The organism is Nitrosophilus alvini, from assembly GCF_015100395.1.
GTDB lineage: Bacteria > Campylobacterota > Campylobacteria > Campylobacterales > Nitratiruptoraceae > Nitrosophilus > Nitrosophilus alvini.
In genome coordinates this window covers 1-26,609 of record NZ_AP022847.1, presented here as the reverse complement: position 1 = coordinate 26,609, position 26,609 = coordinate 1, and the positions used below count along the sequence as shown (strand labels likewise).

Here is a 26,609-nt window from a genome sequence, read left to right as displayed (position 1 = left end):
TGATAGTCTGTTTTAACGACAACGATACAGATAAAGAAGAGAGATGAGGCTTAACAAATATATTTCACACAATACCACATATTCCAGAAGAGAGGCCGACAGACTCATTCAGGAAGGCAGAGTAAAAGTAAACGGCAAAGTTGTAAGAGAGCCCTTTTACGATGTTCAAAAAGATGATGAGGTCTATATAGGCTCAAAAAAGGTAACGGAAGACAACCTCTTTACAGTCATTGTTTACAATAAGCCAAAAGGCGAACTGGTCACCAAAAAAGACCCGAGAGGCAGAAGAACAATCTATGATACTCTTCCTGCAAAATTCAGACATTTTATACCTGTCGGCAGACTCGATTTTGCCACTGAGGGGCTGCTGCTGCTCACCGATTCTCCGAAAGTGGCTCACACTCTTATGAACTCCTCTTTGGAGAGAATCTACAAAGTTAAAATCAGAGGAAGTATCACAAAAGAGATGATAAAGGCTATGGAAGAGGGACTTGAGCTTGAAGACGCAACCGCGGGAGGACATGAAAAAAGCAAAGTCAAATCGATGACATTCGCACCTTTCTACGCCTATCAGATAATAAAAAACGATGAGAAGTACTCAAAACTCAAAATTGCCATAGGAGAAGGGAAAAATAGGGAAATAAGACGCTTTTTTGCCCATTTCGGAAGAGAAGTGGTTGACCTTAAAAGACTCGAATACGGCGGTATCACACTCAGTGCTCTTCCCACAGGCAAAACAAGATATCTTACCAGAAAAGAGTATGATGACCTCAAAAAATTTTTAAAGGAGCAAAATGCAAAAGGTAACACTAAAATCCGATCATAAATCGGAAATGATAGATATAACCGAAATCGTTAAAGAAGCAGTTATAAAGTCCGGTATAAAGAGCGGTGTATGCACTATTTTTACGCCGCACACAACCGCCAGTGTTATACTGTTTGAAAACGTTGATCCTAATCTTCAAAGAGATTTTCTCAGAGAACTCCACAGGCTTGTTCCCTCAAATATAAGGTATGCCCATGCAGGAACAAATGCAGATGCACATATAAAATCCGGTATAACAGGAACAAGCGTCTCGATTCCGGTAGAAGATGCAAAACCTCTCCTGGGAAAATGGCAGGGAATTTTTTTCTGTGAATTTGACGGCCCCAGAGAGACAAGAGAGATATATATAAAAGTAGTAAATGGATAATCTTGCCGAAATTCTAAGACCAAAAAACCTTGAGCATTTTGCTGGACAGCCCCATCTGCTCTCCCCTGATGCAGCGTTTTACAAACTTATAAAAGCCAAAAAAATTTCGCACTCTTTCTTCTGGGGGCCTCCGGGATGCGGCAAAACGACTCTTGCCAGAATAATAGCAAACGAACTTGATGCTCCTTTTTATGAGCTAAATGCTACAAGTCTCAAAATAGAGGAGATAAGAAAAATAGTATCTATGTACAGAGGCTCATTCGAAAAACCTATCATTTTTATAGACGAAGTGCATAGACTCTCCAAAACCCAGCAGGAAGTCCTTCTGCCGATAATGGAAAAAAACGAAGCGTTGATATTGGGTGCAAGTACCGAAAACCCTTACTTCTCACTAACAGCCGGTATAAGGTCCAGATCCTTTCTGTTCGAGTTCAAACCTCTTGAAGAGAAAGATTTGGAAAAGATATTTCAAAGAGCCCGGAAGCTTATCGATTTTGAGATAGAAGATGATGCAAAAGAGTATATCATCTCTTCTTGCGCCAAAGATGCAAGAAGTATGCTAAAACTTTTGGAATCTGCACTGGCAATAACAAAAAAGATAGATTTAAAAACACTCAAATCCCTTCGTCCCGCTTCTTTGCATGAGGGTTCAAGCTCGAAAGAGAGCCATTACAATCTCATAAGTGCAATGATAAAAAGCATCAGGGGCAGTGATATAGACGCTTCTTTATACTACCTTGCCAGACTTGTAGCCGCCGCGGAACCTCCGGAATATATTGCAAGAAGACTGGTCATTCTTGCAAGCGAAGATATAGGAAACGCAAACCCGAACGCCCTGAACCTTGCTGTAAGCACAATGCTTGCAGTTTCAAAAATAGGATATCCAGAAGCCAGGATAATACTTTCCCAATGTGTTATCTATCTTGCCTCCTGCCCAAAATCAAACAGCGCATACAAGGCTATCAACAACGCAATGAAAGCGATAGAAGATGGGGTTCTGCTACCGGTGCCAAACTACCTGAAATCACCTTCGCCCGGCGGATATCTCTATCCCCATGATTTCGGAGGATATGTAAAACAGAAATATCTTGCAAAAAACCTGAAATTTTACAAATCAAAAGATATAGGATTTGAAAAGACCCTGAACGAATGGATCAGAAAAATAAAGAACAGATCCTCCTAAACAGCTTTTTGACCAATAGAGGTTCTCTGTTGTAAAATAAATAAATATTTCCCTGTTTCTGCCTACATCCACATTAACTGCGACAATATTATGATAATGACAACAAGAGTAAAAGGAAAATAGTGGCTTTTGAAAACCCAGGGATTGATTTTGAAAACTTTTTGATTAAAACCCCGTATACCGAGCCACAAACCCAAAAACGCCTTGATTAACAGTAACATCTGAAAACGGGTCAGCCCCTCATCCCCCACTTCTCCAAAAACATTCCAAAACATATAGATCCCTGTCCCTACCACTACAAACAGTGCATAGGGTACAACCTTGCGTACATGGATCATGATCGCTTCCCTAGCTTTGGCTGCTTCTTCCGCAGTCAAAGTCTGCCCCATTTTGGAGAGAAAAAGAATATCCACAAAAAGAAAACCGCCATATACAAATGCTGCCAGTAGATGTATGATATGTATAACTGTATACAACAAAACTTATCCTTTGTTTTAGAGATCCTCTTAATATTATAGCTTCAAAAAATACAATTTATTAAAATCGAGTGGGAAATTTTATATTATTTATCCTTCTTGTAACCTGTTATACCCTTGCCCATCCATGCATCTTCCTACCTACAATCGCACAATTTTTTTCATCCAAGTCTATATCGTTGATTGCCACGTAGTTGCACTTCTCCAAAAGAGCAGCAATCTCCTCTTTACACTCTTTTGAAACAGGGACTATAATATTTGCCGCATTCTTCATCATTCTGTATATTTTTCTGAAAAATAGCTCAATATCCTGAAGTGTCGATATATCGATATTTACAAAAACGGTATCGTATAGTGTGGAACGAAGATTGTATTTGGGTTTGTTAAACTCTACTTTTCTTAACTTTATGTTTTCGCCTTCCAAAGAGTTCAGTTTATAAAAGAAATCTTCACTGAAAACAACAATCTCCAGTTCGAAATCTCTGTTTCTGGCTTCTTTGGAAAGTTCTTTTGAAAAATCGATATTATCACTGAACTGATACACCCTCACTCCCGGCAGATCGGGGATAATCCCAAACAGTGAATTAATCTCCATTTTTTATAACTCCTGCAAATCTTCCGGTTATTTTATCTCTTCTGTATGAAAAATAGTCTTTAAAGCAGCATGTACATACAGGAGTGAGATTGATATTCTCCTCTTTGAGGCCTGAAGATTTAAGCTGATCTATATTCATAGCTGCCAAATCCAGAAATCTCTCATTATGGATATATTTTCGCCCGTAACACTTTTTGACAACACCTGCAATCTCTTCTGACACTTCATAACAGCATTTTCTGATAGAAGGTCCTATAAATGCCATAATCTTTGAAGAGTCACAGCCATAGAATTCTTTCATCATATCAACACTCTTTTGTACAATACCCAGAAATGTCCCGTTTCTGCCTGCATGAACGGCAGCTACTATCTCTTTTTGGGGTTCATAGAGCAAAATTGGATTACAATCGGCTACCATGACACAAAGAGCCACATCTTTTAGATGGGTCAAAACCGCATCGCATCTGTGGATATCGTTTATATTTTTTTCATCAATCGCAACGACCCTATCGCCGTGTACCTGATCCATAAATACAATACGATCAGCTTTTATCAAAGTTTTCAGAAAATTCCTGTTTTTTTCCACGTTTTTTGGATCATCTCCCACATGAAAAGCGAGATTGAAAGTGGAATAAGGCTCTTTGCTGTATCCGCCGTGACGATTTGTAAAGAGATATCTCATTTCAGTTCTTTGGAATCAATGATAAATGTTACAGGTCCGTCGTTTAAAATTTCCACTTCCATCATCGCCCCGAATACTCCCTGTTTTACAGCTATATACTCTCCTATGTTTTCACAAAATTTCTCATACAGTTCTTTTGCCCTTCCAGGTTCCATAGCTTTATCAAAACTCGGTCTTCGCCCTTTTTTGACACTGCCGGCAAGAGTAAACTGGCTGATTATCAGCGCTTCGCCTCCCACATCCCTTATAGAAAGATTCATTTTCCCCTCACTGTCCGAAAAAATCCTCAGATTTACTATCTTGTCTACCAACTTGTGTATATCATCTTCACTATCCTCTTTTAAAACTCCAAGCAGTATATTTATACCCTTCCCTATTTTTGCAATTTCTCTGCCGTTTACAGTGACGCTTGATCTCTTGACTCTTTGAAGAAGAGCTATCAAAACTTCTCCTTTGATGACTTTTGATATTTTTTGATATATAATGATACTATAAGTCTCAAAGGAGGCAATCATGTTTAAAGACCGTTATGAAGCAGGTCTCAAACTTGCAGAAAAACTTAAAGAGTATGAAAACAGCGACAGTGTCATAGTTGCTCTTCCAAGAGGCGGCATACCTGTAGCAGCGGTAATAGCCGAAAAACTACATATCCCTATGGATATTTTTTTCGTAAAGAAAATTCCTAGCCCATACAATGAAGAGGCAGCCATTGGTGCAGTGAGCGAAAACGGTTTTGTGTATGTAAACGAACATGCAAAAATCATGCTCAATGTTGCGGATGAGTATATAAAAGAGAGAGCCGAACAGAAAATGCGGGAGATGAAAGAGAAGAGAGCTCTTTACGGCAAAAAAAGAATCAACCTTAAAGACAAAACGGTTATCATAGTTGACGACGGTATAGCAACCGGGGCAAGTATGCTCCTGGCCACAGATGCCCTTCGTGAAGAAGGAGCCAAAAAAATAGTCATTGCCGCTCCCGTTGCTCCTCCTGATGTGGTTTCAAAACTGGAAAAATCGGCTGACGAAGTTGTGATACTTCAGACCCCGCCCGATTTTATGGCGGTAGGACAGTTCTATTATGATTTTCATCAGCTTAGCGACGATGAAGTTCTTGATATATTGAAAAAATTCAAATAAGAACACCCCTGATAAACAGACTGAGCAGTCCAAAATATTCGTGCAGTGCAATATAGGAATCTTTGAAATTCCTCATTTTTGGGAAAAAAGACCATATGTCTATCTTTAGTTTTTCGCCGGTTTTATAGTCTGTAGCAGATGGTTCGACTTCAAATCCGAAATATTCAAAAAGTTTTTTTGCTCTTGGCATATGATAAGCTGAAGTTACAAGCACTATTTTGGGATTTTTTATACCCTTTTTTTTAAAAATATCTTTTGTATATTTTGCATTTTCGAAAGTATCGCGGCTGACATTTTCCAGATAGTAGCACATCGCCTTGAGTCTGTGAGAATTTTCAAATCCCAGTCCAAGAGAGCTGTTTATCTCGTCAAAACACTTTTCGGCCCCCTTCTCTACTCCGCTGTATATTAGGGGCAATTTTCTTTTTTTGGCCTCCATAAATCCCCATAAAACTCTTTTTGTTCCATCGGCCGTCAAAGGAAGATTGGGTGCAAAATTCACATCGCCTCCTCCCAAAACAACAACTGCATTCGGTTTGGTATCCGAATTTTGAAAACTTTTGTATTCAAGAGGCTTCAAAAGCATATGAGGGACAAAATCGGTAGAAAAAAGCCAGAAAACCAGTGCCGAAAATAGCAAAATTTTTCTGAATCTTTTGGCAAAAAAAGCGGATGCCGCCAAAATGAGTATAAATATTCCAGGCGGCAGGAGAAGATATGTAAAAAGTTTTGAAACTATATATATCATTCGATAATTTCTACACCCCTTTGGCCAGCTTCAAGCTCTCCTATGATATATCCTCCGCTAAGAGACATAACATCCTTTACATCTGCAGGGTCTACAACAAGAACCATTCCCACACCCATATTGAAGGTTCTGAACATTTCTTCTTCATCGATATATTTACCCATAAACTCAAATATCGGCAGCGGCTCAATATGATTTTTCCTGACGACAGCCTTTACATTTTCGGGAAGTACTCTCGGAAGATTTTCTATCAGCCCTCCTCCGGTAATATGTGCAAGAGCTTTTACTTTCTCTTTTACTTTTTTGTATGTTTTCACATATATGCGGGTCGGCTCCAAAAGCACATCTATAAGTGGTTTTCCTTCAAATTCGGTATGGTGGTGCCATTTGAGTTTGTCAAAAAAGAGTTTCCTTACCAGTGAAAATCCGTTGGAGTGTACACCGCTGCTCTTCAGAGCTATCAACACATCCCCTGCTTTGACACCCCTCTCTTTTACAACATCCTCTTTTTCGGCAATACCTACCGCAAAACCAGCCAGGTCAAAGTCATTTTCACTATACATTCCCGGCATCTCGGCAGTTTCTCCTCCGATAAGAGCACACTCACTCTCCCTGCAACCTTCGGCAATACCTTTAATCACCTCTTTGGCTGCGTCAACATCAAGTTTTCCGGTAGCATAATAATCAAGAAAAAACATCGGCTCGGCAAAACTGCATATAAGGTCGTTCACACACATTGCTACCAGATCGATACCTACAGTATCGTACTTTTTGGATTCGATAGCAAGTTTCAGTTTTGTCCCTACCCCATCGGTAGCCCCAAGCAGTACGGGCTCTTTGTATCCTACAGGAAGCGCATAGGCACCGGCAAATGAGCCTATACCGCCTATAACGTTTTCGTTGAAAGTTTTTTTGACAAACGGTTTAATCTCTTCGACCAATTTAGCACCGGCATCTATATCCACACCGGCATCTTTATAGCTTATACTCATTTTTTTCCTTCACACTTAATAATTCGTGATTTAAACCAGTGAAGCTATCAGTTGGCAGTCAACTTTAAAAACTGACGGCTTAAGACTCCTCACTTTTCTCATTCCATTTGCACTTTCCGAATACTTTGTTGAAAAACCAGAGACTCGGGCAAAAATTGGTAAATGCAAATATCAAAATCATGATAATGATAAAAGTCTGTAAAAGTACCCCGAACTGTATCTGACCGGTAACGAAAAGATACATGGAAAGTCCCAGCATTATCGCCATCAAAATTCTCTGCGCTCTGTCTCCACACATGTAAGCATCCCCCCTTCTCTCCCTAAATTTTTTTTCAAATTATACCATAAGAGACCGGGCTAAAAAGCTTTTAAAAAAGTTATGATAAAATCAGACAAAAATTATCGGAGATTAAGTATGTGGTTTGAAGAGATACATAACGGCTTTTTCAAACAGGCTGTAAAAGTAGAAAAAAAACTGGCTGAAAAAAGAAGTAGATATCAAACGATAGAAGTATACGAATCAAAAGAGTTCGGGCGTATAATGGTCATAGACGGGCACGGAATGCTTTGCGATAAAGATGAATTTATATATCATGAGATGATTGCGCATGTTCCTGTATGTACACATAAAGACCCTAAGCGTGTTCTTATTATAGGAGGAGGAGACGGTGGAACAGCCAGAGAGCTTTTAAGACATGAAGGAATAAACGTTGATATGGTAGAAATCGACGAAGAGGTAGTAAATATCTCCAAAGAGTTTTTCCCACAGTTTGACGAAGTGTGGAGCAATCCCAGGTTCAACCTTATCATAGGAGACGGAACAGAGTTTGTAAGAGAGGCGAAAGATAAGACTTACGACATCGTTCTTGTGGATTCTACCGACCCTGAAGGTCCTGCAGAAGGTCTTTTTAACAAAACATTTTATGCACATATAAACAGAATACTGAAAGATGACGGAATAGTTGTGGCGCAGGGTGAAAGCTGGTGGATAGATATGCCTCTTCACAAAGAGATAATGAGAGTCATAGGAGATTTTTTCAAAATAACGATGCCCTACAGATTCGAGATGTATATGTATCCTGGATGCAACTGGAACTTTATCGTAGGAAGCAAGTTTTATCATCCTACCGCCGATATAATTCTTCAAAGAGCAGATTTGATCGATAATCTCAAATATTACAACTCAGATATTCATATATCAAGCTTCACTCTTCCCACATATGTGAAAAAAGAGTTGGGCGAACTTTACAAATGGTAAAATATAAAATTAAAAGCAACTGATAACGGGCAGGGGAACAAGAATTGATAAAAAGGTTTTTCAGCAAATGAAATATTCAAACAAAACATCTGCATCCCCTCACCGCTTTAAATACGCTATTGCTCTTACAGGTGGAATTGCAAGCGGAAAGAGCACGGTCAGCAGTCTGCTCAAACTATACGGTTTTTCCGTGATAGATGCGGATAAAATAGCACATGAAGTTTTGGATACCCAAAAAGATAAGATAGCCGAAATTTTCGGGTCCGAATATATAAAAGAGGGCAGGGTGGACAGAAAAGCTCTGGGAAAGCTTATATTTTCCGACAAAGAGGCAAAAAAAAAGCTTGAAAATCTACTTCATCCCATTATCAGAAAAAGAATTGAAGAAGAATCCCGTAAACTAGAAAGATTCAAAATACCCTATTTTATCGACATACCTCTCTTTTATGAAACAAAAGCATATCCGATAAAAGAAACGGTTGTTGTATATGCTCCGGCAGAACAGCAGATAAAAAGGCTTGTGGAAAGAGAAGGATACACGCCAGAAGAGGCAAAAAAAAGAGTGGATGCTCAGATAGATATCGAAGAGAAGAAAAGAAGAGCGGATTATGTTATAGACAATTCCAAAGATCTAAAACATCTGCAAAAAGAGTGTGAAGAGTTTATAAAGACGATAAAGAGAAAATATGCCCTGGAAGGATAGATATGCAATTGACAAAATACAGCGCAAGCGGAAATGATTTTGTGATATTTCATACATTCAGACATAAAGACAGAAGCGACCTTGCTGTAAAGCTTTGCGACAGATTCACCGGAATCGGCGCTGACGGTTTGATAGTGCTTCTTCCGCATGAAAGTCTAGATTTTGAATGGCAGTTTTACAACAGCGACGGAAGTAGTGCTGCAATGTGTGGAAACGGGAGCAGGGCGGCTGCACACTACGCATATATAAACTCCCTTGCCGGAAGTTCCATGAAATTTATGACCGAAGCCGGAGAGATATCGGCAAGCGTTAACGGCGATACGGTAGAAAGTCAGCTTACAGATCCAATAATATCGAACAAAGAGATATCGCACGGCGGACTTGAATGGTGGCTTCTAGATACTGGTGTTCCGCATCTTGTAGCCTTTGTTGACAATCTTGACAGATTTGACAAAAATGAAGCAAAAGAGCTAAGAAAAAGTTACAATGCAAATGTAAATTATGCCAAGATTGAAAATGGTATAATATATATAAGAACATATGAGCGCGGCGTCGAAGATGAAACACTTGCCTGCGGTACAGGCATGGCTGCAGCATTTTACAGAGCTTTTCTGGAAGGTCTGGTAGATTCTGTAGCAAGAGTCTATCCAAAAAGCAAAGAAGAACTTATACTAAGTATAAAAGATGAAAAACTTTTCTTTAAAGGAAAAGTGAAAAAAATATTTGATACATGCATGGAGGAGGTCGGTTGAAAAGAGTTTTATTGACAGGACTGGGTATTGTTTTGTCCGTCAAACTTATGGCGGCAGATTATAAAAGCATCCCTGAGTGGTACTATAATATCAAAAATATCAATACTCAAAAAGAGAAATTTTTTGAAATTTTGACACCTTTGGTAAAAAAAGAGAATCAAAAAATTCTTGAAGAGAGAAGGTTTATAAAAAATTTTTTCAATGAGATGTTCAAATATCCAAAACTGCCGGAAAATAAGCTTAAAAGGCTTGTCAAAATAGCAAAAAAATATAGAATAAAAAATATCTACAACAAGGACGAATACCTAAAAAAGATTGATATCATCCCTCAGTCTCTGGTTCTTGCGCAGGCGGCTCTGGAAAGCGGATGGGGAAAAAGTAGATTTGCAAAAGAGGCAAACAATCTATTCGGAGAATGGACTTTTGGTAAAAGAGGTCTAATTCCACAAGAGAGAGAAGAGGGCAAAAAGCATAAAATAAAAGTTTTTGGCTCAATTTCTGCTTCTATAGCTTCTTATATGCTGAATCTTAACAGACATGCAGCTTACAGAGAATTTCGGCAGGCAAGATATATAGCGAGAAAAGAGGGGAGAAAATTTACCGGTCTTCAGGCGGCGATGACTATGCAAAGATATTCGCAGATAGGCAAAAAATATAATCGTCTTGTGGTCTCTATCATAAAGAAAAATAGGCTACATCATCTTGAAACTCCGAGAGGATGAGCCAAAACTCATTCTTTTCGAAATTTCTTCAAAGTCAAAGAGTCATTTCTTCTGGTTGATGATTTTTTTCGAACTTATAGTCCGGCTTCTTTGATTTTTTCTGCCTGATAGTGTGCTATAAGAGGTTCTATTATCTCATCAAACAGACCGCCTTGCATAATCTCGTCGAGTCTGTAAAGCGTCAGGCCGATTCTGTGATCGGTTATCCTGTTTTGTGGATAGTTGTAGGTTCTGATTCTTTCGCTTCTGTCACCTGAGCCTACCTGAGCTTTTCTTTCACTACTTAGTGTTTCTTGTTGCTCTTTCATCTTCTGTTCGTAAATTCTTGCCTTAAGTATTTTGAGAGCTTTTTCTTTGTTTTTATGCTGAGATTTTTCATCCTGCATAGATACAACAATGCCTGTAGGTATATGGGTGATTCTTACCGCACTGTCTGTAGTGTTGACAGACTGTCCCCCGCATCCGCTTGAACGGTAGACATCGATTTTGAGGTCACTTGGATTTATCTCTACATCAACATCGTCAACCTCAGGCATAACTGCAACGGTAACTGCAGAAGTATGAATCCTGCCTTGGGACTCGGTAGCAGGGATTCTCTGTACCCTGTGAGTTCCGGCTTCATATTTAAGGCGACTATAGACCTTATCGCCTTTGATTTTTGCTATTATCTCTTTGTATCCGCCTGTCTCGCTCTCGCTTGAACTGACGATTTCAACCTTCCATCCTTTCAGATCAGCATATCTTGCATATGCTTTAAAAAGGTCTGCTGCAAAAAGTGCAGCTTCTTCTCCGCCTGTTCCGGCCCTTATCTCAAGGTAGATATTTTTATCGTCGTTCGGATCTTTCGGAATTAGCAGAAGCTTTATCTCTTCTTCGAGATTTTTTAATCTTGGTTCAAGCTCTTTGAGCTCCTCTTTTGCAAGTTCTCCCAACTCTTCATCTTCAAGCAAAGATCTATTCTCTTCGATAGCTTTTAAAACTTCATTGTACTCTTTTGCTTTTTCTACGATAGGTTCAAGATCAGACTGCTCTTTGGAGAGCTCTGTCATTTTTTTTATATCTTTCGTTATATCGGGAGAACTAAGAAGCCTGTTTATCTCTTCGTATCTGTCTATGAAGGGTTGAAGTTTTTCTTTAAGCATATACTTTAAATCTGCAAAAGCTGCTTATGCAGCTTCGCTCATTGAGTTTACAAGTTTATGCAATCTCGCAACTTTTCTTGAAGCGGTATTTTTCTTCAAAACACCTTTGCTTACAAATTTGTGCAATTCTCTGTTTGCAACTTTCAAAGCTTCGACAGCTGCCTCTTTATTTCCTGCTTCTACAGCCTCTCTGACAGCTTTAGCGATATTTTTGATTCTTGTTCTGTAAAATCTGTTTCTTTCGGTTCTTTTTGCTGTCTGGCGAATTCTTTTCAGTGCGGATTTATGATGTGCCATTCTTTTTAATCCTTTTTAAAATTATTTTAGGATAGAATTCTATCTCACCTATTATTAAATTTACTTTAAATTAATGATTATTTAAGGATATTGTATGAAACTCTTCGGAACTGACGGGGTAAGAGGAGAAGCCGGAAAAAAACTTACTGCTATGTTTTCAATGAGACTTGCCATGGCCGCCGGCATCTATTTTAGAAAAAATTCTGTTACAAACAAAATACTTGTAGGTAAAGATACCAGAAGAAGCGGATATATGATAGAAAATGCGATTGTAAGCGGCCTTACGGCAGTCGGATATAACGTTATACAGATAGGACCAATGCCAACACCCGCCATTGCATTTTTGACTGAAGACATGAGATGCGATGCCGGTATTATGATAAGCGCAAGTCACAATCCATATTACGACAACGGTATAAAATTCTTTGATATGCATGGAAACAAACTGAATATCGAAGAGGAAAAAGAGATAGAAAATATATATTTCAATGAAGAGATTATAGATTCAAAACAGCAGACAAGAAAAAAAATAGGCTCTTCCAAAAGAATAGATGACGTAATAGGAAGATACATAGTTCATATAAAGAACTCTTTTCCGAGCAACCTGACTCTTAGCGGCCTGAGGGTCGTACTCGATACCGCAAACGGTGCAGCATATAAAGTAGCCCCCACAATATTCAACGAACTGGGAGCAGATACTATAGTGATAAACGACAAACCCAACGGTTTTAATATAAATCTAAAATGCGGTGCAATGCATCCGGAAGATCTTGGAAATGCAGTAAGAAAATACAGAGCCGATATCGGTTTTGCTTTCGACGGAGATGCGGACAGACTGGTAGCCGTTGATGAAAACGGCGAAGTGATAGACGGTGACAAACTGTTGGGCGCTCTGGCTATATATCTCAAAAACAGAAAAAAACTTAAAAACTGCTCCATGGTAGCCACTGTTATGAGCAATAAGGCTCTTGAGGACTTTCTAAAACGAAATGATATAAAACTGTACAGAAGCAATGTGGGAGATAAATATGTTCTCGAAGAGATAAAAAGAAATGATCTAAATTTTGGAGGAGAACAGAGCGGCCATATAGTTATGACCGATTTTGCCAAAACCGGCGACGGACTTGTCAGTGCACTTCAGACGGTCGCATATATGCTCATATCCAACAAGAAAGCAAGTGAGCTGTTCAATCCTTTTGAGCTTTATCCGCAGATACTGGAAAATATACCTGTAAAAGAGAAAAAGCCTCTTGAAAATATAGAAGGATATGAAAAATTGGTAGAGTCTTTCGAAAAAGAGGGAACAAGAGTGCTTATAAGATATTCCGGAACGGAAAACAAACTGAGAGTTCTTTTGGAAGGCAAAGATAACAGAGTGCTTGAAAAACAGATGGAAAATGCAAAAAATTTTTTTAAAGCGGCCCTGAATGGTTAGAAGTTATACTGTTTTCTTTTTTGCTGCCATAGGCGTATTTATAATAGACCAGACTTTAAAAGAACTTTTTGTAGAGGGCTTCTATTATGAAACAAAATGTATAACTCTTGGTTACACTTTGAACAAAGGTGTTGCATTCTCTATGCTCTCATTTCTGGAAGGATACCTTAAATGGATTTTACTTCTGCTTATCGTTGCGGCATTCGGATATATAAACCTTAAAAGATATATTTTAAAATATCCTTTTGTATTAGGTATCCTTTTCGGAGCTGCAGTCGGCAATCTATATGACAGATTTATACACGGCGGAGTCGTTGATTATGTATATTGGCACTGCTGGTTTGATTTTGCCGTTTTCAATTTCGCTGATGTTATGATAGACCTCTCGGTTCTGTGGCTCATAATAATAAATTTTAAGAAAAAATAAATTTTTTGTCTGTTATAATGCAGTCCATTTTAAAAGACTTCCACTTTGAGCGGTCGCGTAGCTCAGGGGTAGAGCACTACGTTGACATCGTAGTGGTCAGAGGTTCAAATCCTCTCGCGACCACCATAAAAAAATAAAAATGAATAATGAAAATGAAAGTTTCAATTTCTTCTTCTATTTTCTCCAGACAAAACAGTACCGATTCATTACATTATTCAATATTAAAGGGTAAATATTGGAGCCGATAGCGATAAAAAAAGATAACGAGATTATAGACCTGCAGACAGCAGAAGCAAAAAATATAGATATAGACTCAGCGAAAAAAATCCATCCAGAAAACACTCCCGATGCTCTCGAAGTCATAAGACACTCTACCGCACATTTGATGGCACAGGCGATAAAAGAACTCTATCCTGATGCAAGATTTTTTGTCGGACCCGTAGTAGAAGAGGGCTTTTACTACGATTTCAGGGTTAACGAAAAAATAGGTGAAGAGGACCTTAAAAAAATTGAAAAAAAGATGGCCGAAATAGCCTCTAGAAAACTTCCTATCGAAAGATATGAAATATCAAAAAAAGAAGCCATAGAGAAATTCAAAGAGGATGACCTCAAACAGGAAGTTCTCAAAAACATACCCTCAGACACTGTTTCTATTTACAAGCAGGGCGATTTTGAAGACCTTTGCCGAGGGCCCCACGTTCCCAATACAAAATTTTTAAAACATTTCAAGTTGATACGCGTTGCCGGAGCATATCTTGGCGGCGACGAAACGAAAGAGATGCTCACCCGTATATACGGTATAGCCTTTGCTGACAAAAAAACTCTCAAAGAGTATATTACAATGCTCGAAGAGGCAAAAAAGAGAGACCACAGAAAACTAGGAACCGAGCTTGAACTTTTTATGTTCAGCGAAGAAGTGGGGGCCGGTCTTCCTATATGGCTTCCAAAAGGCGCTAGGCTTAGAAGCAAACTGGAGCATCTGCTTTTCAAAGCGCACCGCAACAGAGGATACGAACCGGTTAGAGGACCTGAGCTTTTAAAAAGTGAACTCTGGAAAAAGAGCGGGCATTATCAAAACTATGGCGAAAACATGTATTTCACCGAAATAGATGAACAGGAATACGGTATAAAGCCGATGAACTGCCTAGGTCATATAATGGTATATAAATCAAAAAAGAGAAGCTATCGCGAACTTCCTTTAAAATTTTTTGAATACGGCGTTGTTCACAGACATGAAAAAAGCGGCGTTTTGCATGGGCTTTTGAGAGTGAGAGAATTTACCCAGGATGATGCTCACATCTACTGTACACCGGAACAGATCAAGCAGAACGTTTTGGAAGTTTTGGAATTTGTCGACAAAATTATGAAAAGTTTCGATTTTTCATATGAGATGGAAATATCCACAAAACCTGAAAAATCGATAGGAAGCAATGAAATATGGGAAAAAGCGACAAAAGCTTTGAAAGAGGCTCTTGACGAAAACGGCCTTGAATACGGCATTGATGAAGGCGGCGGCGCATTCTACGGACCAAAAATTGATATAAAGATAACAGATGCTATCGGCAGAAAATGGCAATGCGGAACCATCCAGGTAGATTTCAACCTTCCGGAAAGATTCGAGCTTACATATATAGACGAAAATAACGAATCAAAACAGCCAGTTATGATACACAGAGCAATTTTGGGTTCGTTTGAGAGATTTATAGCAATACTTACAGAACATTTTGGGGGAGAATTTCCGTTTTTTATCGCTCCTACACAGATAATATTTATTCCGATTGCACAGTCTCACCAAAAATATGCAAAAGAGCTTGCATCAAAGCTGATCGAAATAGGAGTGGATACGGAAATTTACGACAGAAACGAGAGTCTTAACAAAAGAATAAGGACCGCTGAAAAACAGAGAGTCCCTATGATAATAGTTCTTGGTGACAAAGAAGTTGAAGAAAAAAGTGTCGCCGTAAGGGACAGAAGAGAAAGAATACAGTATAATATTTCTGAAGATCAATTTTTTGATAAAATAAAGGAGAAACTCAGTGAGGTACGTTTTTGAGTAAGAAAAGAGATGAAGTGCTCTTAAATGAGCAGATAAGGGCTCCGCAGGTAAGGTGTATAGGCGATGACGGCACGCAATACGGGATTATTTCAAGAGACGAGGCATTGGACATTGCCGAAGAAAAAGGGCTTGATTTAGTTTTAATTGCACCCGATGCCAATCCTCCTGTATGCAAAATAATGGATTACGGCAAATTCAAATACCAGCAGGAAAAAAAGAAAAAAGAGGCTAAAAAGAAACAGAAGCAGATAGAAGTTAAAGAGATAAAACTATCTGTAAAAATTGCACAAAACGATATAGATTACAAGATAAAACATGCAAGGGAATTCCTCGAAAAAGGAAAGCATGTTAAATTCAGAGTATTTTTAAGAGGCCGTGAAATGGCTCATCCTGAAGCCGGCATCGAGGTTTTGAACAAAGTGATTCCGATGATTGAAGATATAGGCACTATAGAAAAGAAACCCCATCTGGAAGGCAGATATGTCAATATGATGGTAGTACCCAAAAAAGAGGAAAAAAAGAAATAGTTTTTTTATTATCAGTGTATCGGTTACCTGAAAAAATCCGATACACTGATAATCATCTGCTATAAAATTCTTATTTTAATCATTATTTTATACTTCTATGATATAATAAGCCCCTTAAATTTTGCAAAGGAGATTGTGATGCCAAAAATGAAAACACATCGCGGTGCTGCAAAACGTTTTAAGAAGACTAAAAACAAGATAAAAAGAGGAAGCGCTTTTAGAAGCCACATCCTTACAAAAAAGTCTCCTAAAACAAAAAGAGAGCTAAGAGCACCAAAATATGTCAGCAAAGCTGATGAAAAAAGAATCGAAGAGTTAATTTCTACATATTGATAAAAGATTAACTCCGCCCGAAACGGGCCAAGTCCTCAAAAGAGGCACCTAAAAAACAGAAAGGTAAAGGAGAAAAAATGAGAGTAAAAACTGGTGTAGTCAGAAGAAGAAGACACAAAAAAATATTGAAAATGGCCCGCGGTTTCTACAGCGGCAGAAGAAAACACTTCAGAAAAGCAAAAGAGCAGCTTGAAAGAAGTCTTGTATACGCATACAGAGACAGAAGACAAAAGAAAAGAGACTTCAGAAAACTTTGGATCACAAGAATAAATGCAGCCTGCAGACTGAACGGAATAAACTATTCAAATTTTATACATGGCCTTAACAAAGCCGGAATAGAACTTGACAGAAAAATTTTGGCAGATATGGCTATGAACGAACCTGAAAACTTTGCAAAAATTGTAGAAAAAGCAAAAGCAGCACTATAAAATTTCCGGGTTTATCCCGGAAATTCTTTCATCTGTATAAAACCTTCAAAATCTGATATATAATCGCAATATTTACAATCCGATAGCAGCAATACACTGCCATCAGATTATTATTCGTTAATTAACAATCATCTTTCAATACAGCACCGTTTGCAGCGTTTGTTACAAAACATCTGTACATTTTGAGCCATTTTGATTTTACATCTCTCATATTGGGTTTGAACTCTTTTTTCCTTTTTTCTATCTCTTCATCACTGATATCAACTTCCAGAATATAGTTGTCAACATCTATAAAAATTTCATCTCCATCTCTCAACAAACCTATAAGTCCACCTTCTGCAGCTTCAGGACTGATGTGACCTATACTTGCCCCTCTTGTAGCCCCACTGAATCTTCCATCGGTGATTAGAGCCACCTTGTCTCCGAGTCCCATACCCATAATAAGGCTGGTGGGAGAGAGCATCTCCTGCATACCCGGACCTCCTTTTGGTCCCTCATACCTGATAACAACAACATGTCCCGGTTTGACACGTCCTTCCATTATGCCTTTTATAGCATCATCCTGCGAATCAAAGCATATCGCTTTTCCTCTGAATCTTCTCATATCTCCGACAATTCCAGCCGTTTTTACCACAGCCCCCTCACGGGCAAGGTTGCCGTAAAGTATGGCAAGACCTCCTACTTCGCTGTAAGGATTGTCGATAGTATGTATAATCTCCTTGTCTTTTATTTCGGCACCGGCAATTCTTTCTCCTATTGTCTCGCCTTCGATAGTAAGGTTGTCAAGATAAAGTACGGTATCACTTCTTTTGCTTATCTCGTTCATAACCGCACTTACGCCACCGGCTCTGTTTATATCTTCCATATGAACAGTTTCAAGACTCGGGCTGATTTTTGCAATATGTGCTACATGTTTGCTAATCTCATTTATTCTTGAAAGATCAAAATCTATTCCTGCTTCTTTCGCTATAGCCATCATATGAAGAACAGTATTTGTACTTCCGCCCATCGCCATATCTACCACAAATGCATTATGCACAGCTTTTTCGTTCAATATGTTTTTTATTCTGAATTTTTCGGTAAGCTCCTCGCTTTTGGCTATTTCGCACACTCTTCTTGCAGCTTTCCTCAAAAGCTCTTCTCTTTCAGGAGTTAGAGCCAGAATTGTCCCGTTTCCCTTCAGAGCTATTCCCATAGCCTCCATAAGGGTATTCATCGAATTTGCAGTAAACATTCCGCTGCAGCTTCCTCCTGAAGGACACGCAGCACACTCTATCTGATAAAGTTCTTCGTCTGTTATCTCTCCCTGTGCTCTTTTTCCAACAGCCTCAAAAGCAGTTGCAAGATCGATAGGAGTTCCGTCAGGCAGGTGTCCGGCTCTCATAGGACCGCCGGTAACAAAAACTGTGGGAACATTTACCCTTAAAGCTCCCATTATCATTCCGGGAGTTATCTTGTCACAGTTCGGAATCGCAATCATGGCGTCAAGTTTGTGTGCGTTCATAACAGTTTCGATTGAACTAGCAATAAGCTCGCGGCTAGGAAGCGAATATAGCATACCGTCATGCCCCATCGCTATACCGTCGTCAACACCGATAGTATTGAATTCAAACGGAACGCATCCGCACTTTCTTATCTCTTCTTTTATGATTACAGAATATCTGTTCAGAAAAAAATGCCCCGGTATTATTTCGATAAAAGAGTTTGCGACCCCTATAAAAGGCTTGTCAAAATCCTCGTCTTTAAGTCCTGTTGCCCTTAAAAGACTTCTGTGTGGGGCTCTTTGAAACCCCTTCTTTATTTCATCGCTTCGCATATTCCCTCCGATTGTTCTATTGTGAAATTATACAAAAAAAAGTACAATTTCCGGTTATTAAAAAAGCTTTCTTAAAAACTATTTACATTTTACCCCATTTTGGTTATAATTACACTCCAATTTTGCGGGAGTAGCTCAGGGGTAGAGCACAACCTTGCCAAGGTTGGGGTCGCGGGTTCGAATCCCGTCTCCCGCTCCATGTGCCCGGGTGGCGGAATTGGTAGACGCAAGGGACTTAAAATCCCTCGGACATTTTGTCTGTGCCGGTTCAAGTCCGGCCCCGGGCACCACTCGATAAAAAGAGTGGTGGGTTTGGGCATTTTAGCCAAAATCTTCTTTTCTTAGGCGGCATAGCCAAGTGGTAAGGCACGGGCCTGCAAAGCCCTGATCCCCGGTTCGAATCCGGGTGCCGCCTCCAATATTAAAGCAATTTCTGCTATAATTACTCTTCCAAACGGGGAGGTGGCAGAGCTGGTTGAATGCACCGGTCTTGAAAACCGGCGTGGGTGATGAGCCCACCCAGGGTTCGAATCCCTGCCTCCCCGCCACTTTAGTTGATAGTCGATAGTTTATAGTAACTAGCATCAAATAAATCTATCAGCTATAAACCATCAACTATCAGCTAAACAGGGGAGATGGCCGAGTGGTTGAAGGCGCACGCCTGGAACGCGTGTAAGGGTTAACAGCCCTTCGAGGGTTCGAATCCCTCTCTCTCCGCCATTTATTCGTCGAAGGTGAGCATTGAGGTCTTTTTGAAGGCTTGAATGCTCCTCTTCAGACCTGTGCAATAGCCTTTCGGGGCAACGCTTCAGGGTGGGAACACAGCAGAGCACCCCGATTGGCTATGTGCCGCAGGTATCTGGGGAGGAGTCTTACTTCTCGATTTTTATTTTTTCGCTGTCTATTTCTATAACTGTGTGAACATTTCCTCTCGGATTGAAATCTGCTACAAGTTTCATATATTTTGGTTTGAGTCTGTTGTAAAGCGTGTCATAAATTTCGTTTGCACTCTCTTCATGACTTATATGGCGGTCTCTGAAACTGTTGATATAAAGTTTGATAGCCTTAAGTTCCACAACCCACTCATCAGGTATATATTCCAGATAGAAAGTCGCAAAATCAGGATAACCGCTTCTTGGACAAAGACATGTAAATTCAGGCAAAGTTATTTTTATAAGGTAGTTCTTTTTATGTTTGTTTGGCCAGATTTCCAGATCTTTTTGCGGATCAAACTCTTTTATCTCTTTTTCACCGTATCTCATCTTTTCTCCCTGATAAATTCTATCAATTCTTCAAAATCCATAGGTCTTGCTACTGCATACCCTTCCACATAATCTACACCAAGATTTTTAAATATCTCTACAAGTTCTTCATTATCGATAAATTTGATCACCGATTTTATCCCCAGCTCTTCGAAAGCCTCCGTCCATGATCTTAAAAATACTCTATACGAAAGAGTATTTATCTTTTTTGTATACTCTTTATCAAAATGGACAAAGTCCACAGGAATCTCTTTTATATATTCAGTGGCTGCATTGTATGCGCCGAAATTGTCATATGCAATCTTGAAGCCCTCTTCTCTATACAGAGAAATAATTTTTTTATAATACTCTACATCTTTATAGAGCCTGTTTTCATAAAGCTCCAATATGATTTTTTCTTTCGATACCGGATATTTTTCAAACAGATTAAATATATTTTTTGTAAAATTTTTGTCTCTAAGCGAAAATGGAGATATATTGAAGCTAAACATCATATCAATCTGCTTGCCGCTGAGTACCTCCAAAACCTTTTGCGTTAAAATTTCATCAAATTTCTTCTCAAAACCCAAACGGTTTACTACAGGAATAAACTGGCTAGGATGGATAAGGCTGCCGTCCGGCTGTTGCAGTTTTACAGAAACTTCAGCCATATCGTAAAGACCTGTTTTGAGATTGAGCGCAGGCTGAAATCTGAGAGATAAAGACTTTTTTTCAATCGTATCTATTATAAATTTTTCAAACTCGCTTGCTTCCATACTCCTTTTTGCGGCAACAGCCACTCTTTTCGATACAGGACGATGAGAGTATTTTGCATAAAGTTCATAAAGTCTTTCTACAATCTTTTTAAGATCTTTGCTGTAGCCTGTATCTATCATGGCTGCAAAAAGTTTTATCTCAACATCATCTATTACGCTTCTATCATATTTTTTCAAAAAATCATCCACATATTTTTTAACATCGTCTTTTTTTATATGCAGCCCTACAAGAAATTCCCCACCTTTGTAATGACCTATCGGGATTTTATTGCCGCAGCACTTTTTAAAAAAAGAGTCGATTATTTTAACGACACCCGATAGTATATTATCGCCTTTTTCAATTCCATATCTTTCGTTTATATCGGCAATATTGTCTACTGAAATTAAAACAATCGTATAATCCCTGTTTTTTTCTATCTCATTTTGAAAAATATCGGTAATAGCTTTTCTGTTGAAGGCTTTGGAGATAGGGTCTATAAGTCTTTCGCTGAATCCCTGGTAAATCATAAAAAATATAAAATAGACAGATATTACAACAGCGGTAAAAATAAGTATATATTGAAAAATTTCCGAAAATTCTCTGTTGAAAATTACAAATAGTAGTGCAAAAACCAGCAAAAAGATAGGAATTCCTATCCTCAGTGCCAGTTTAAAGCGATTAGACCTTTCTTTCTCTTCGGAATAGAGCATTATACATCCAGATGTTTGACATCTTTTGCATGTTCTTCTATATATTTTTTTCTTGGCTCAACTTCATCACCCATAAACAGACTGAACACATCACTTGCACTCTCAGCATTTTCAACAGTAACTTTAAGTAATCTTCTGTTTTCAGGATCCATGGTTGTTTCCCACAGCTGCTCCGGGTTCATCTCGCCAAGACCTTTGTATCTTTGTATATAAGCACCTTTTTTTGCGCTTTTTTCTATCTCTTCAAGTATCGAAACAATATCTTTTTCTTTAAGATCTTCGGGTACCCTTTCAAGAATTTTGTCATATATAAAAAGAGCTTCGTTATAGAAAGGGTTTGTAAAAAGTGTATCATCTATAACGATCTCTTCAAGTCCATCTTCTGTCTGAACATAAAGATGGATTTTCTCATCATCTATATTGGACGAAAGTATGTTATATCCGAGAGTATTGAGATAATTTTCTATCTTTTTAAACAGCTCTTTATTTTCAAGAGCTATAAGATCTCTGTTTTCTATCAGATATCTCACCACTTCTATAAGAGAAAATCTCTTTTCAAGCTCTTTGAGAATCATTCTGTAATGGGCTACAATTTTGAAAAACTCTACAAGATCTTTTTTACCCATTCCTGTTATGTTGAGCGAATCGATACCGTTCTCTATCAAAAATTCACTGAGAGCTGCATCATCTTTGAGATAGACCTCAGTTTTTCCTTTTTTGTATCTGTAAAGAGGAGGCTGGGCAATATAGAGATATCCTTTCTCAACAACTGTTCTTAGGAATCTAAAGAAAAATGTCAAAAGAAGTGTCTGTATATGGCTTCCGTCCACATCAGCATCGGTCATGATGATTATTTTGTGATATCTAAGCTTTTCTTCGTCAAACTCTTCTCCTATACCGCATCCGAGAGCCGTAATGATATTTTTTATCTCGTCTGATTTGAGTATCTTGTCAAGTCTAGCTTTTTCCACATTTAATATCTTTCCTTTTAGAGGAAGTATTGCCTGAAAAACTCTGTCACGTCCCTGTTTTGCACTTCCACCGGCACTATCACCTTCAACCAGATAGAGTTCGCTTATGCTTGCATCTCTGCTCTGGCAGTCAGCTAGTTTTCCGGGAAGTGTTCCTACACTCATAGCATCTTTTCTTCTGGTAAGCTCTCTCGCCTTTTTTGCAGCTTCGCGTCCTCTTGCAGCCATAAGAGCTTTTTGCATAACAGTTTTAGCATCTATCGGATTTTCTTCAAAATATTTTGTCAGTTTTTCATATATAAGTTTCTGTACTATCGGTTTTACATAGCTGCTGCCAAGTTTTCCTTTTGTCTGCCCTTCAAACTGCGGCTCCGGAACTCTTACGCTTATAACGGCTACAAGGCCTTCCCTTACGTCATCTCCGGTTATTTTTACATTTTTCTCTCTCACACCAACATTTTTTGTAACATAGTTTGATATTGCCCTGGTAAGACCGCCTCTGAAACCGCTCTCATGTGTTCCGCCATCAGGAGTTCTTATATTGTTTACGAAACTTAAAACCTTTTCATCATATCCGTCGTTATACATAAGCGCAATATCAACTTCAACATCTTCTATTTTGTCTGAAATGAGTATAGGTTTTATAAGTTCTGTTTTTTTATTGAGATCCTCAACAAACTGTTTAAGACCTCCTTCAAAATGATATGTTTCTTTCTTTCCGACTCTTTCGTCTTTGAAAACTATTGTAATATTAGGATTAAGATATGCAAGTTCTCTGAATCTTTTTGAGAGAATGTCAAACTTGAATTCGACCGTTTCGAATATCTCCTCATCCGGCCAGAACTCTATCGTTGTTCCTGTTCTGTTTGTCTCACCTATCACTATCAGATCAGTCTGGGGAATTCCTTTTTTAAACTCCTGCCTGTATATATTTCCATCTCTTTTGATAGTCATTATCAGCTTTTTGGAAAGTGCGTTGACTACTGATACACCGACACCGTGAAGTCCGCCGCTTACTTTATAGGTATCTTTGTCAAATTTTCCGCCGGCATGAAGAACCGTTAAAACAACCGTAGCAGCAGGAATATTTTCAGTAGGATGCATATCTACGGGAATTCCGCGACCGTTATCGGATATGATGGCGCTTCCCTCTTTCGTAAGCGTAATCTCAATCTTGCTGCAGTACCCTGCCATCGCTTCATCGATGGAGTTATCAACAACTTCGTATATAAGGTGGTGCAATCCTCCAACACTTGTATCACCGATATACATACCGGGTCTTTTTCTGACAGCTTCAAGACCTTTTAAAACTTTTATATTTTCTGCACCGTAGTTTTTGTTCATGAAAAATCCTCGTCTATCTGATATAGATTATTTTTAACTAGTTTTGGTATTTAAAAGGCGAAAATGCCTTTTAAATATTACTGATTATATCTTTTTTATTATAAATAACCTATTAGATTACTATAGGCATTACGATAGTAAGGAAGTTTTCATCTTGAAGTGAAAATGGCAGCTCCGGCTCGTTTAGCCCCAGTTTAAACTCATTTCCGTCTATGTTTGCGAGAAAATCGAGAAGATATCTACTGTTGACAGCCATAACAAATTTTTCCTCAAAAGGGGTCGGAACTTCCACTTCAGTCTGGGCTTCTATGTTTTCATCACTGAGACTTTTGAAGATAATTCTGTCTTTTAAAAAAGTCAGTTTTATCTCATTTGATATTGTTGTAATCTGTTTTATAGCTTCGACCATTTTATCTTTAGGTAGCATCATCTCATATTTTAAAGATTTAGGAATGATTCTTTCGTAATCAGGAAATTTTCCGTTTATAAGTTTTGTAAAAAAGAGATAATTGTCAGATTTAATTATCAGATTTGTCTCATCGTAATATATCTCTATTTCGTCAAAAAAGAGTTTTTGTATTTCAAGTATTGCTTTTCTTGGAATTATAATAGAGAGTGTACTGGAAGGTGAGTTTTGAAGTTTGACCACGGCAAGCCTTCTTGTATCGGTTGCAACAAGGTTTATAACATCTTCTTTTATATCTATAAGAGCACCGTTGAGTTCGAATTTGGGATTGTTTGTGTCAATTGCAGGAGTTATCTTTTTAAGAGATACTACAAGTTTTTGGCTGTCGATCTCTATTTTCGGTTTTTCATCGATTTGAGGAAACTGGGGAAATTCATCTGCGTTGAACATGGGGAGTTTGAATCTTGACTGTCCCTGTTTGATAACAAGTGTGTCGTCTTTTGATTCGAGTATGATTTCGTCGTCTTTTAATATTCTTATAATGTCAAGAAGCTTTTTACCGTTTGCCGTTGCAGATCCATGATCGGTAACATTTATGTTTTTTATATCCGCTTTCAGACCCATCTCATAATCTGTTGCTTTCAGTTCTACAGAATCGTCTGCTGCATTTATGAAAACATGTGATGTTATCTGGCTAGTGTCTTTTTTCTCCAAAAAAGGCTGTATCTGGCTGAGTGCTTGTTCGAGTATACTTTTTTGTATAGAGATCTTCATATTTTTCTCCTGAATTTGGTTCTATGTTAATTTTATTAAAAAAGAGTTAAACAACTCTTTATATTTTTAAAATTTATAGTCGTAGTAGTAGTTTGATGTGTTTTTGTGAAAAAAGAGCTTTTTATCCGTTTTTGTGGATTTTTTTCACATTTCTTCGATTTCTTTTTTTTCACATCTGTTCACACTTTTTATGAATGTTTTATTTTGTGTATCAGCTCTTCTATCTTTACTTTGAAATTTTCGTCTTTTTCCATTATTTCATTTATCTTTTTCATTGCATGACTTACGGAGGTGTGATCTTTCATTCCGAAAAACTGTGCAAGAGTAGGCATGGAATTGGGTGTAAGTGTACGTGCCAGATATATGACTATTCTTCTTGCACTTACTATATTTCTGCTCCTGCTTCTGCTTTTTATTTCGCTTGGTTTTATATTGAGCTCCTTGGAAACTACTTTTATGATCTTTTCCATTGATATGTTTTCCTGCTTCTCTTTTATCTGCTCTTTAAGAACGCTTTTTGCAAAATCGAGAGTTATTTTTTGGTTCATCAAGGATGCGTAGGCGTTCAGTTTTATTATAGTTCCTTCTATTTCTCTGATATTATTATCCATTTTTGTTGCCAGATAGTTTATAACTTCGTCGCTCAGGATTATTCCGTCAAGTTCACACTTTTTCTTTATAATAGCTATTTTTGTCTCAAGTTCAGGCGGCTGGATATCTGCAATGAGTCCCCATTCGAAACGGCTTTTGAGTCTGTCTTCAAGTCCGGCTATCTGTTTTGGATGTTTGTCGGAGGTGAGAACTATCTGTTTTGATTTATTGTGAAGTTCGTTGAACGTATGGAAAAACTCTTCCTGGGTCTGTTCTTTTCTGCTCAGAAACTGTACGTCATCTATAAGAAGAATATCGCATTTTCTGTATTTTTCCCTGAATCTGTCCATTGTCTGGTTTCTAAGGTGATATGTAAAATCGTTCATAAACTGTTCTATTGTGGTGTATATAACCGATTTACCCTTTGCAAGATTGTAGTTTCCGATGGCTTGCAAGAGGTGTGTTTTTCCCAATCCAACTCCTCCGTATATAAAAAGAGGATTGTAGAGCTGACCTGGTTTTTCCGCAACACTCAGAGCTGCAGTATAGGCGAACTGGTTTGAACTTCCCACTACGAAATTTTCAAATGTATATGAAGGGTTCAGTTTTGTACTTGAGGTCTGTTTCTGTCCGGAAATGGAAGCAGTATTTAATGATCTTTTTTTATTACTGCTTTTTTTCCCTACAACTATATCAACCTGCGGTTTTACACCGGTTTTTAGCTCAAAAAGATTTGATATTTTTTTTGAGTATTTTGTTTTTACCCAGTTTGCTATAAATGGATTTGGTGCCGAAAATACGGCATAATCCGACTTTGAAGAATTTTCGTCGTATTTCAGCTGTTTTATGTATCTTTCATATTCTATGTTTGTTATTTCATCTTTGAGCATATCAAGAATATTTTTGCCTAACAA

At 38.3% G+C, this 26,609-nt stretch carries 29 protein-coding genes, 6 tRNA genes and 1 other RNA gene; 21 read left to right on the top strand and 15 right to left on the bottom strand.

Translation table 11 applies throughout. From position 1 onward, the window contains the following. Nucleotides 1–43 precede the first annotated feature (43 nt). Genes EPR_RS00180 through EPR_RS00170 form a run of 3 tightly spaced genes read left to right on the top strand, consistent with a single transcriptional unit; the run spans nucleotide 44 to nucleotide 2,376 of the window. Nucleotides 44–826, top strand: coding sequence for a pseudouridine synthase (locus EPR_RS00180; protein ID WP_200762948.1), 783 nt, complete (start codon nucleotides 44–46; stop codon nucleotides 824–826). Then, nucleotides 795–1,193 (top strand): secondary thiamine-phosphate synthase enzyme YjbQ, encoded by a 399-nt coding sequence (locus tag EPR_RS00175; protein ID WP_200762947.1) that lies wholly within the window; start codon nucleotides 795–797, stop codon nucleotides 1,191–1,193. Before EPR_RS00180 ends, EPR_RS00175 begins: the two co-directional genes overlap by 32 nt. Continuing rightward, nucleotides 1,186–2,376, top strand: coding sequence for a replication-associated recombination protein A (locus EPR_RS00170; protein WP_200762946.1), 1,191 nt, complete (start codon nucleotides 1,186–1,188; stop codon nucleotides 2,374–2,376). Before EPR_RS00175 ends, EPR_RS00170 begins: the two co-directional genes overlap by 8 nt. A 62-nt stretch (nucleotides 2,377–2,438) precedes the next feature. Here the strand turns inward: EPR_RS00170 and EPR_RS00165 are convergent, their stop codons facing one another. The 4 genes from EPR_RS00165 to dtd all read right to left on the bottom strand — a co-directional run bounded on the left by EPR_RS00165 (nucleotide 2,439) and on the right by dtd (nucleotide 4,572). Continuing rightward, complete coding sequence (locus EPR_RS00165) at nucleotides 2,439–2,855, bottom strand: hypothetical protein (RefSeq protein WP_200762945.1); 417 nt, start codon at nucleotides 2,853–2,855, stop codon at nucleotides 2,439–2,441. Between the two features lie 106 nt (nucleotides 2,856–2,961). Continuing rightward, on the bottom strand, nucleotides 2,962–3,447 hold the full coding sequence (locus EPR_RS00160) for a hypothetical protein (RefSeq protein ID WP_200762944.1): 486 nt from the start codon (nucleotides 3,445–3,447) through the stop codon (nucleotides 2,962–2,964). Further along, complete coding sequence (gene pgeF, locus EPR_RS00155) at nucleotides 3,437–4,129, bottom strand: peptidoglycan editing factor PgeF (protein WP_200762943.1); 693 nt, start codon at nucleotides 4,127–4,129, stop codon at nucleotides 3,437–3,439. Before pgeF ends, EPR_RS00160 begins: the two co-directional genes overlap by 11 nt. Then, nucleotides 4,126–4,572, bottom strand: a complete 447-nt coding sequence (gene dtd / locus EPR_RS00150) for a D-aminoacyl-tRNA deacylase (RefSeq protein WP_200762942.1) — start codon at nucleotides 4,570–4,572, stop codon at nucleotides 4,126–4,128. The genes pgeF and dtd overlap by 4 nt, the downstream gene beginning before the upstream one ends. A 70-nt stretch (nucleotides 4,573–4,642) precedes the next feature. On the opposite strand from dtd, the gene EPR_RS00145 reads away from it, so the two are divergent. Then, complete coding sequence (locus EPR_RS00145; protein WP_234697136.1) at nucleotides 4,643–5,266, top strand: phosphoribosyltransferase; 624 nt, start codon at nucleotides 4,643–4,645, stop codon at nucleotides 5,264–5,266. On the opposite strand, the gene EPR_RS00140 is transcribed toward EPR_RS00145, so the two are convergent. From EPR_RS00140 to EPR_RS00130, 3 genes are all read right to left on the bottom strand, one after another. After that, nucleotides 5,259–6,014 carry a YdcF family protein gene (locus tag EPR_RS00140; protein ID WP_200762941.1) on the bottom strand — a complete coding sequence of 252 codons (756 nt, stop codon included), beginning with the start codon at nucleotides 6,012–6,014 and terminating at the stop codon, nucleotides 5,259–5,261. The two genes, EPR_RS00145 and EPR_RS00140, sit on opposite strands and share 8 nt — an antisense overlap. After that, entirely contained in the window at nucleotides 6,011–7,006 is a 996-nt protein-coding gene (purM, locus tag EPR_RS00135; RefSeq protein WP_200762940.1) for a phosphoribosylformylglycinamidine cyclo-ligase, read from the bottom strand. The genes EPR_RS00140 and purM overlap by 4 nt, the downstream gene beginning before the upstream one ends. 79 nt (nucleotides 7,007–7,085) lie before the next feature. Further along, the gene (locus EPR_RS00130) at nucleotides 7,086–7,304 is read right to left on the bottom strand and encodes a hypothetical protein (protein WP_200762939.1); all 219 of its coding nucleotides are present in this window, start codon (nucleotides 7,302–7,304) and stop codon (nucleotides 7,086–7,088) included. Nucleotides 7,305–7,421: 117 nt separating this feature from the next. On the opposite strand from EPR_RS00130, the gene speE reads away from it, so the two are divergent. The 4 genes from speE (at nucleotide 7,422) to EPR_RS00110 (ending at nucleotide 10,441) form a co-directional block, all read left to right on the top strand. Beyond that, nucleotides 7,422–8,264 (top strand): polyamine aminopropyltransferase, encoded by an 843-nt coding sequence (gene speE, locus EPR_RS00125; RefSeq protein ID WP_200762938.1) that lies wholly within the window; start codon nucleotides 7,422–7,424, stop codon nucleotides 8,262–8,264. 67 nt (nucleotides 8,265–8,331) lie between these two features. After that, on the top strand, nucleotides 8,332–8,967 hold the full coding sequence (gene coaE / locus EPR_RS00120; protein ID WP_200762937.1) for a dephospho-CoA kinase: 636 nt from the start codon (nucleotides 8,332–8,334) through the stop codon (nucleotides 8,965–8,967). 2 nt (nucleotides 8,968–8,969) lie between these two features. Next, nucleotides 8,970–9,719, top strand: a complete 750-nt coding sequence (gene dapF / locus EPR_RS00115; protein WP_200762936.1) for a diaminopimelate epimerase — start codon at nucleotides 8,970–8,972, stop codon at nucleotides 9,717–9,719. Continuing rightward, nucleotides 9,716–10,441 (top strand): glucosaminidase domain-containing protein, encoded by a 726-nt coding sequence (locus tag EPR_RS00110; RefSeq protein WP_234697135.1) that lies wholly within the window; start codon nucleotides 9,716–9,718, stop codon nucleotides 10,439–10,441. The genes dapF and EPR_RS00110 overlap by 4 nt, the downstream gene beginning before the upstream one ends. A gap of 74 nt (nucleotides 10,442–10,515) precedes the next feature. Here the strand turns inward: EPR_RS00110 and prfA are convergent, their stop codons facing one another. After that, nucleotides 10,516–11,583 carry a peptide chain release factor 1 gene (prfA, locus tag EPR_RS00105; RefSeq protein ID WP_200762935.1) on the bottom strand — a complete coding sequence of 356 codons (1,068 nt, stop codon included), beginning with the start codon at nucleotides 11,581–11,583 and terminating at the stop codon, nucleotides 10,516–10,518. Nucleotides 11,584–11,607: 24 nt separating this feature from the next. Continuing rightward, nucleotides 11,608–11,880 (bottom strand): 30S ribosomal protein S20, encoded by a 273-nt coding sequence (gene rpsT, locus EPR_RS00100; protein WP_200762934.1) that lies wholly within the window; start codon nucleotides 11,878–11,880, stop codon nucleotides 11,608–11,610. A gap of 94 nt (nucleotides 11,881–11,974) precedes the next feature. Between rpsT and glmM the strand changes: the two genes are divergently transcribed. From glmM to rplT, 7 genes are all read left to right on the top strand, one after another. Beyond that, nucleotides 11,975–13,315: a phosphoglucosamine mutase gene (gene glmM / locus EPR_RS00095; protein WP_200762933.1), complete on the top strand. Its 1,341-nt coding sequence runs from the start codon at nucleotides 11,975–11,977 to the stop codon at nucleotides 13,313–13,315. Continuing rightward, a complete protein-coding gene (gene lspA, locus EPR_RS00090) occupies nucleotides 13,308–13,742 on the top strand; it encodes a signal peptidase II (RefSeq protein WP_200762932.1) in 435 nt (144 codons plus the stop codon). Before glmM ends, lspA begins: the two co-directional genes overlap by 8 nt. Before the next feature lie 51 nt (nucleotides 13,743–13,793). Continuing rightward, a tRNA-Val gene (locus EPR_RS00085) sits at nucleotides 13,794–13,868 on the top strand. 109 nt (nucleotides 13,869–13,977) lie between these two features. Then, on the top strand, nucleotides 13,978–15,795 hold the full coding sequence (gene thrS, locus EPR_RS00080; RefSeq protein WP_200762931.1) for a threonine--tRNA ligase: 1,818 nt from the start codon (nucleotides 13,978–13,980) through the stop codon (nucleotides 15,793–15,795). Next, nucleotides 15,792–16,325: a translation initiation factor IF-3 gene (gene infC, locus EPR_RS00075; RefSeq protein WP_200762930.1), complete on the top strand. Its 534-nt coding sequence runs from the start codon at nucleotides 15,792–15,794 to the stop codon at nucleotides 16,323–16,325. The genes thrS and infC overlap by 4 nt, the downstream gene beginning before the upstream one ends. A gap of 138 nt (nucleotides 16,326–16,463) precedes the next feature. Continuing rightward, nucleotides 16,464–16,658 carry a 50S ribosomal protein L35 gene (rpmI, locus tag EPR_RS00070; RefSeq protein WP_200762929.1) on the top strand — a complete coding sequence of 65 codons (195 nt, stop codon included), beginning with the start codon at nucleotides 16,464–16,466 and terminating at the stop codon, nucleotides 16,656–16,658. A 77-nt stretch (nucleotides 16,659–16,735) separates the two neighbouring features. After that, nucleotides 16,736–17,086 carry a 50S ribosomal protein L20 gene (rplT, locus tag EPR_RS00065; RefSeq protein ID WP_200762928.1) on the top strand — a complete coding sequence of 117 codons (351 nt, stop codon included), beginning with the start codon at nucleotides 16,736–16,738 and terminating at the stop codon, nucleotides 17,084–17,086. Nucleotides 17,087–17,207: 121 nt separating this feature from the next. Here the strand turns inward: rplT and ilvD are convergent, their stop codons facing one another. Continuing rightward, nucleotides 17,208–18,902, bottom strand: coding sequence for a dihydroxy-acid dehydratase (gene ilvD, locus EPR_RS00060; RefSeq protein ID WP_200762927.1), 1,695 nt, complete (start codon nucleotides 18,900–18,902; stop codon nucleotides 17,208–17,210). 124 nt (nucleotides 18,903–19,026) lie between these two features. On the opposite strand from ilvD, the gene EPR_RS00055 reads away from it, so the two are divergent. The 6 genes from EPR_RS00055 (at nucleotide 19,027) to ffs (ending at nucleotide 19,771) form a co-directional block, all read left to right on the top strand. Continuing rightward, nucleotides 19,027–19,101, top strand: a tRNA-Gly gene (locus EPR_RS00055). A 3-nt stretch (nucleotides 19,102–19,104) separates the two neighbouring features. After that, a tRNA-Leu gene (locus EPR_RS00050) sits at nucleotides 19,105–19,192 on the top strand. Nucleotides 19,193–19,246: 54 nt separating this feature from the next. Beyond that, nucleotides 19,247–19,320, top strand: a tRNA-Cys gene (locus EPR_RS00045). A 38-nt stretch (nucleotides 19,321–19,358) separates the two neighbouring features. Next, a tRNA-Ser gene (locus EPR_RS00040) sits at nucleotides 19,359–19,450 on the top strand. A gap of 81 nt (nucleotides 19,451–19,531) precedes the next feature. Beyond that, nucleotides 19,532–19,622: transfer RNA gene (locus EPR_RS00035), tRNA-Ser, on the top strand. Nucleotides 19,623–19,673: 51 nt separating this feature from the next. Continuing rightward, an RNA gene (gene ffs, locus EPR_RS00030) (signal recognition particle sRNA small type) lies at nucleotides 19,674–19,771 on the top strand. 3 nt (nucleotides 19,772–19,774) lie between these two features. Here the strand turns inward: ffs and queF are convergent. The 5 genes from queF to dnaA form a co-directional block, all read right to left on the bottom strand. After that, nucleotides 19,775–20,164 (bottom strand): preQ(1) synthase, encoded by a 390-nt coding sequence (queF, locus tag EPR_RS00025; protein WP_200762926.1) that lies wholly within the window; start codon nucleotides 20,162–20,164, stop codon nucleotides 19,775–19,777. Then, nucleotides 20,161–21,609, bottom strand: a complete 1,449-nt coding sequence (locus EPR_RS00020) for a bifunctional diguanylate cyclase/phosphodiesterase (RefSeq protein WP_200762925.1) — start codon at nucleotides 21,607–21,609, stop codon at nucleotides 20,161–20,163. The genes queF and EPR_RS00020 overlap by 4 nt, the downstream gene beginning before the upstream one ends. Further along, nucleotides 21,609–23,924, bottom strand: a complete 2,316-nt coding sequence (gyrB, locus tag EPR_RS00015) for a DNA topoisomerase (ATP-hydrolyzing) subunit B (protein ID WP_200762924.1) — start codon at nucleotides 23,922–23,924, stop codon at nucleotides 21,609–21,611. The genes EPR_RS00020 and gyrB overlap by 1 nt, the downstream gene beginning before the upstream one ends. Nucleotides 23,925–24,036: 112 nt before the next feature. After that, a complete protein-coding gene (gene dnaN, locus EPR_RS00010; protein WP_200762923.1) occupies nucleotides 24,037–25,104 on the bottom strand; it encodes a DNA polymerase III subunit beta in 1,068 nt (355 codons plus the stop codon). A gap of 188 nt (nucleotides 25,105–25,292) precedes the next feature. After that, the gene (gene dnaA / locus EPR_RS00005; protein WP_200762922.1) at nucleotides 25,293–26,609 is read right to left on the bottom strand and encodes a chromosomal replication initiator protein DnaA; all 1,317 of its coding nucleotides are present in this window, start codon (nucleotides 26,607–26,609) and stop codon (nucleotides 25,293–25,295) included.

Bases quoted from the DNA above. Each gene is read 5' to 3' on its own strand.
- prfA (WP_200762935.1), bottom strand. From the start codon at position 11,583: ATGCTTAAAGAAAAACTTCAACCCTTCATAGACAGATACGAAGAGATA.
- pgeF (WP_200762943.1), bottom strand. From the start codon at position 4,129: ATGAGATATCTCTTTACAAATCGTCACGGCGGATACAGCAAAGAGCCT.
- EPR_RS00020 (WP_200762925.1), bottom strand. From the start codon at position 21,609: ATGCTCTATTCCGAAGAGAAAGAAAGGTCTAATCGCTTTAAACTGGCA.
- ilvD (WP_200762927.1), bottom strand. From the start codon at position 18,902: ATGCGAAGCGATGAAATAAAGAAGGGGTTTCAAAGAGCCCCACACAGA.
- glmM (WP_200762933.1), top strand. From the start codon at position 11,975: ATGAAACTCTTCGGAACTGACGGGGTAAGAGGAGAAGCCGGAAAAAAA.
- speE (WP_200762938.1), top strand. From the start codon at position 7,422: ATGTGGTTTGAAGAGATACATAACGGCTTTTTCAAACAGGCTGTAAAA.
- EPR_RS00145 (WP_234697136.1), top strand. From the start codon at position 4,643: ATGTTTAAAGACCGTTATGAAGCAGGTCTCAAACTTGCAGAAAAACTT.
- EPR_RS00140 (WP_200762941.1), bottom strand. From the start codon at position 6,014: ATGATATATATAGTTTCAAAACTTTTTACATATCTTCTCCTGCCGCCT.
- queF (WP_200762926.1), bottom strand. From the start codon at position 20,164: ATGAGATACGGTGAAAAAGAGATAAAAGAGTTTGATCCGCAAAAAGAT.
- dnaN (WP_200762923.1), bottom strand. From the start codon at position 25,104: ATGAAGATCTCTATACAAAAAAGTATACTCGAACAAGCACTCAGCCAG.
- rpsT (WP_200762934.1), bottom strand. From the start codon at position 11,880: ATGGCACATCATAAATCCGCACTGAAAAGAATTCGCCAGACAGCAAAA.
- rplT (WP_200762928.1), top strand. From the start codon at position 16,736: ATGAGAGTAAAAACTGGTGTAGTCAGAAGAAGAAGACACAAAAAAATA.
- lspA (WP_200762932.1), top strand. From the start codon at position 13,308: ATGGTTAGAAGTTATACTGTTTTCTTTTTTGCTGCCATAGGCGTATTT.
- EPR_RS00175 (WP_200762947.1), top strand. From the start codon at position 795: ATGCAAAAGGTAACACTAAAATCCGATCATAAATCGGAAATGATAGAT.
- purM (WP_200762940.1), bottom strand. From the start codon at position 7,006: ATGAGTATAAGCTATAAAGATGCCGGTGTGGATATAGATGCCGGTGCT.
- EPR_RS00130 (WP_200762939.1), bottom strand. From the start codon at position 7,304: ATGTGTGGAGACAGAGCGCAGAGAATTTTGATGGCGATAATGCTGGGA.
- EPR_RS00160 (WP_200762944.1), bottom strand. From the start codon at position 3,447: ATGGAGATTAATTCACTGTTTGGGATTATCCCCGATCTGCCGGGAGTG.
- coaE (WP_200762937.1), top strand. From the start codon at position 8,332: ATGAAATATTCAAACAAAACATCTGCATCCCCTCACCGCTTTAAATAC.
- EPR_RS00180 (WP_200762948.1), top strand. From the start codon at position 44: ATGAGGCTTAACAAATATATTTCACACAATACCACATATTCCAGAAGA.
- gyrB (WP_200762924.1), bottom strand. From the start codon at position 23,924: ATGAACAAAAACTACGGTGCAGAAAATATAAAAGTTTTAAAAGGTCTT.
- dapF (WP_200762936.1), top strand. From the start codon at position 8,970: ATGCAATTGACAAAATACAGCGCAAGCGGAAATGATTTTGTGATATTT.
- EPR_RS00170 (WP_200762946.1), top strand. From the start codon at position 1,186: ATGGATAATCTTGCCGAAATTCTAAGACCAAAAAACCTTGAGCATTTT.
- rpmI (WP_200762929.1), top strand. From the start codon at position 16,464: ATGCCAAAAATGAAAACACATCGCGGTGCTGCAAAACGTTTTAAGAAG.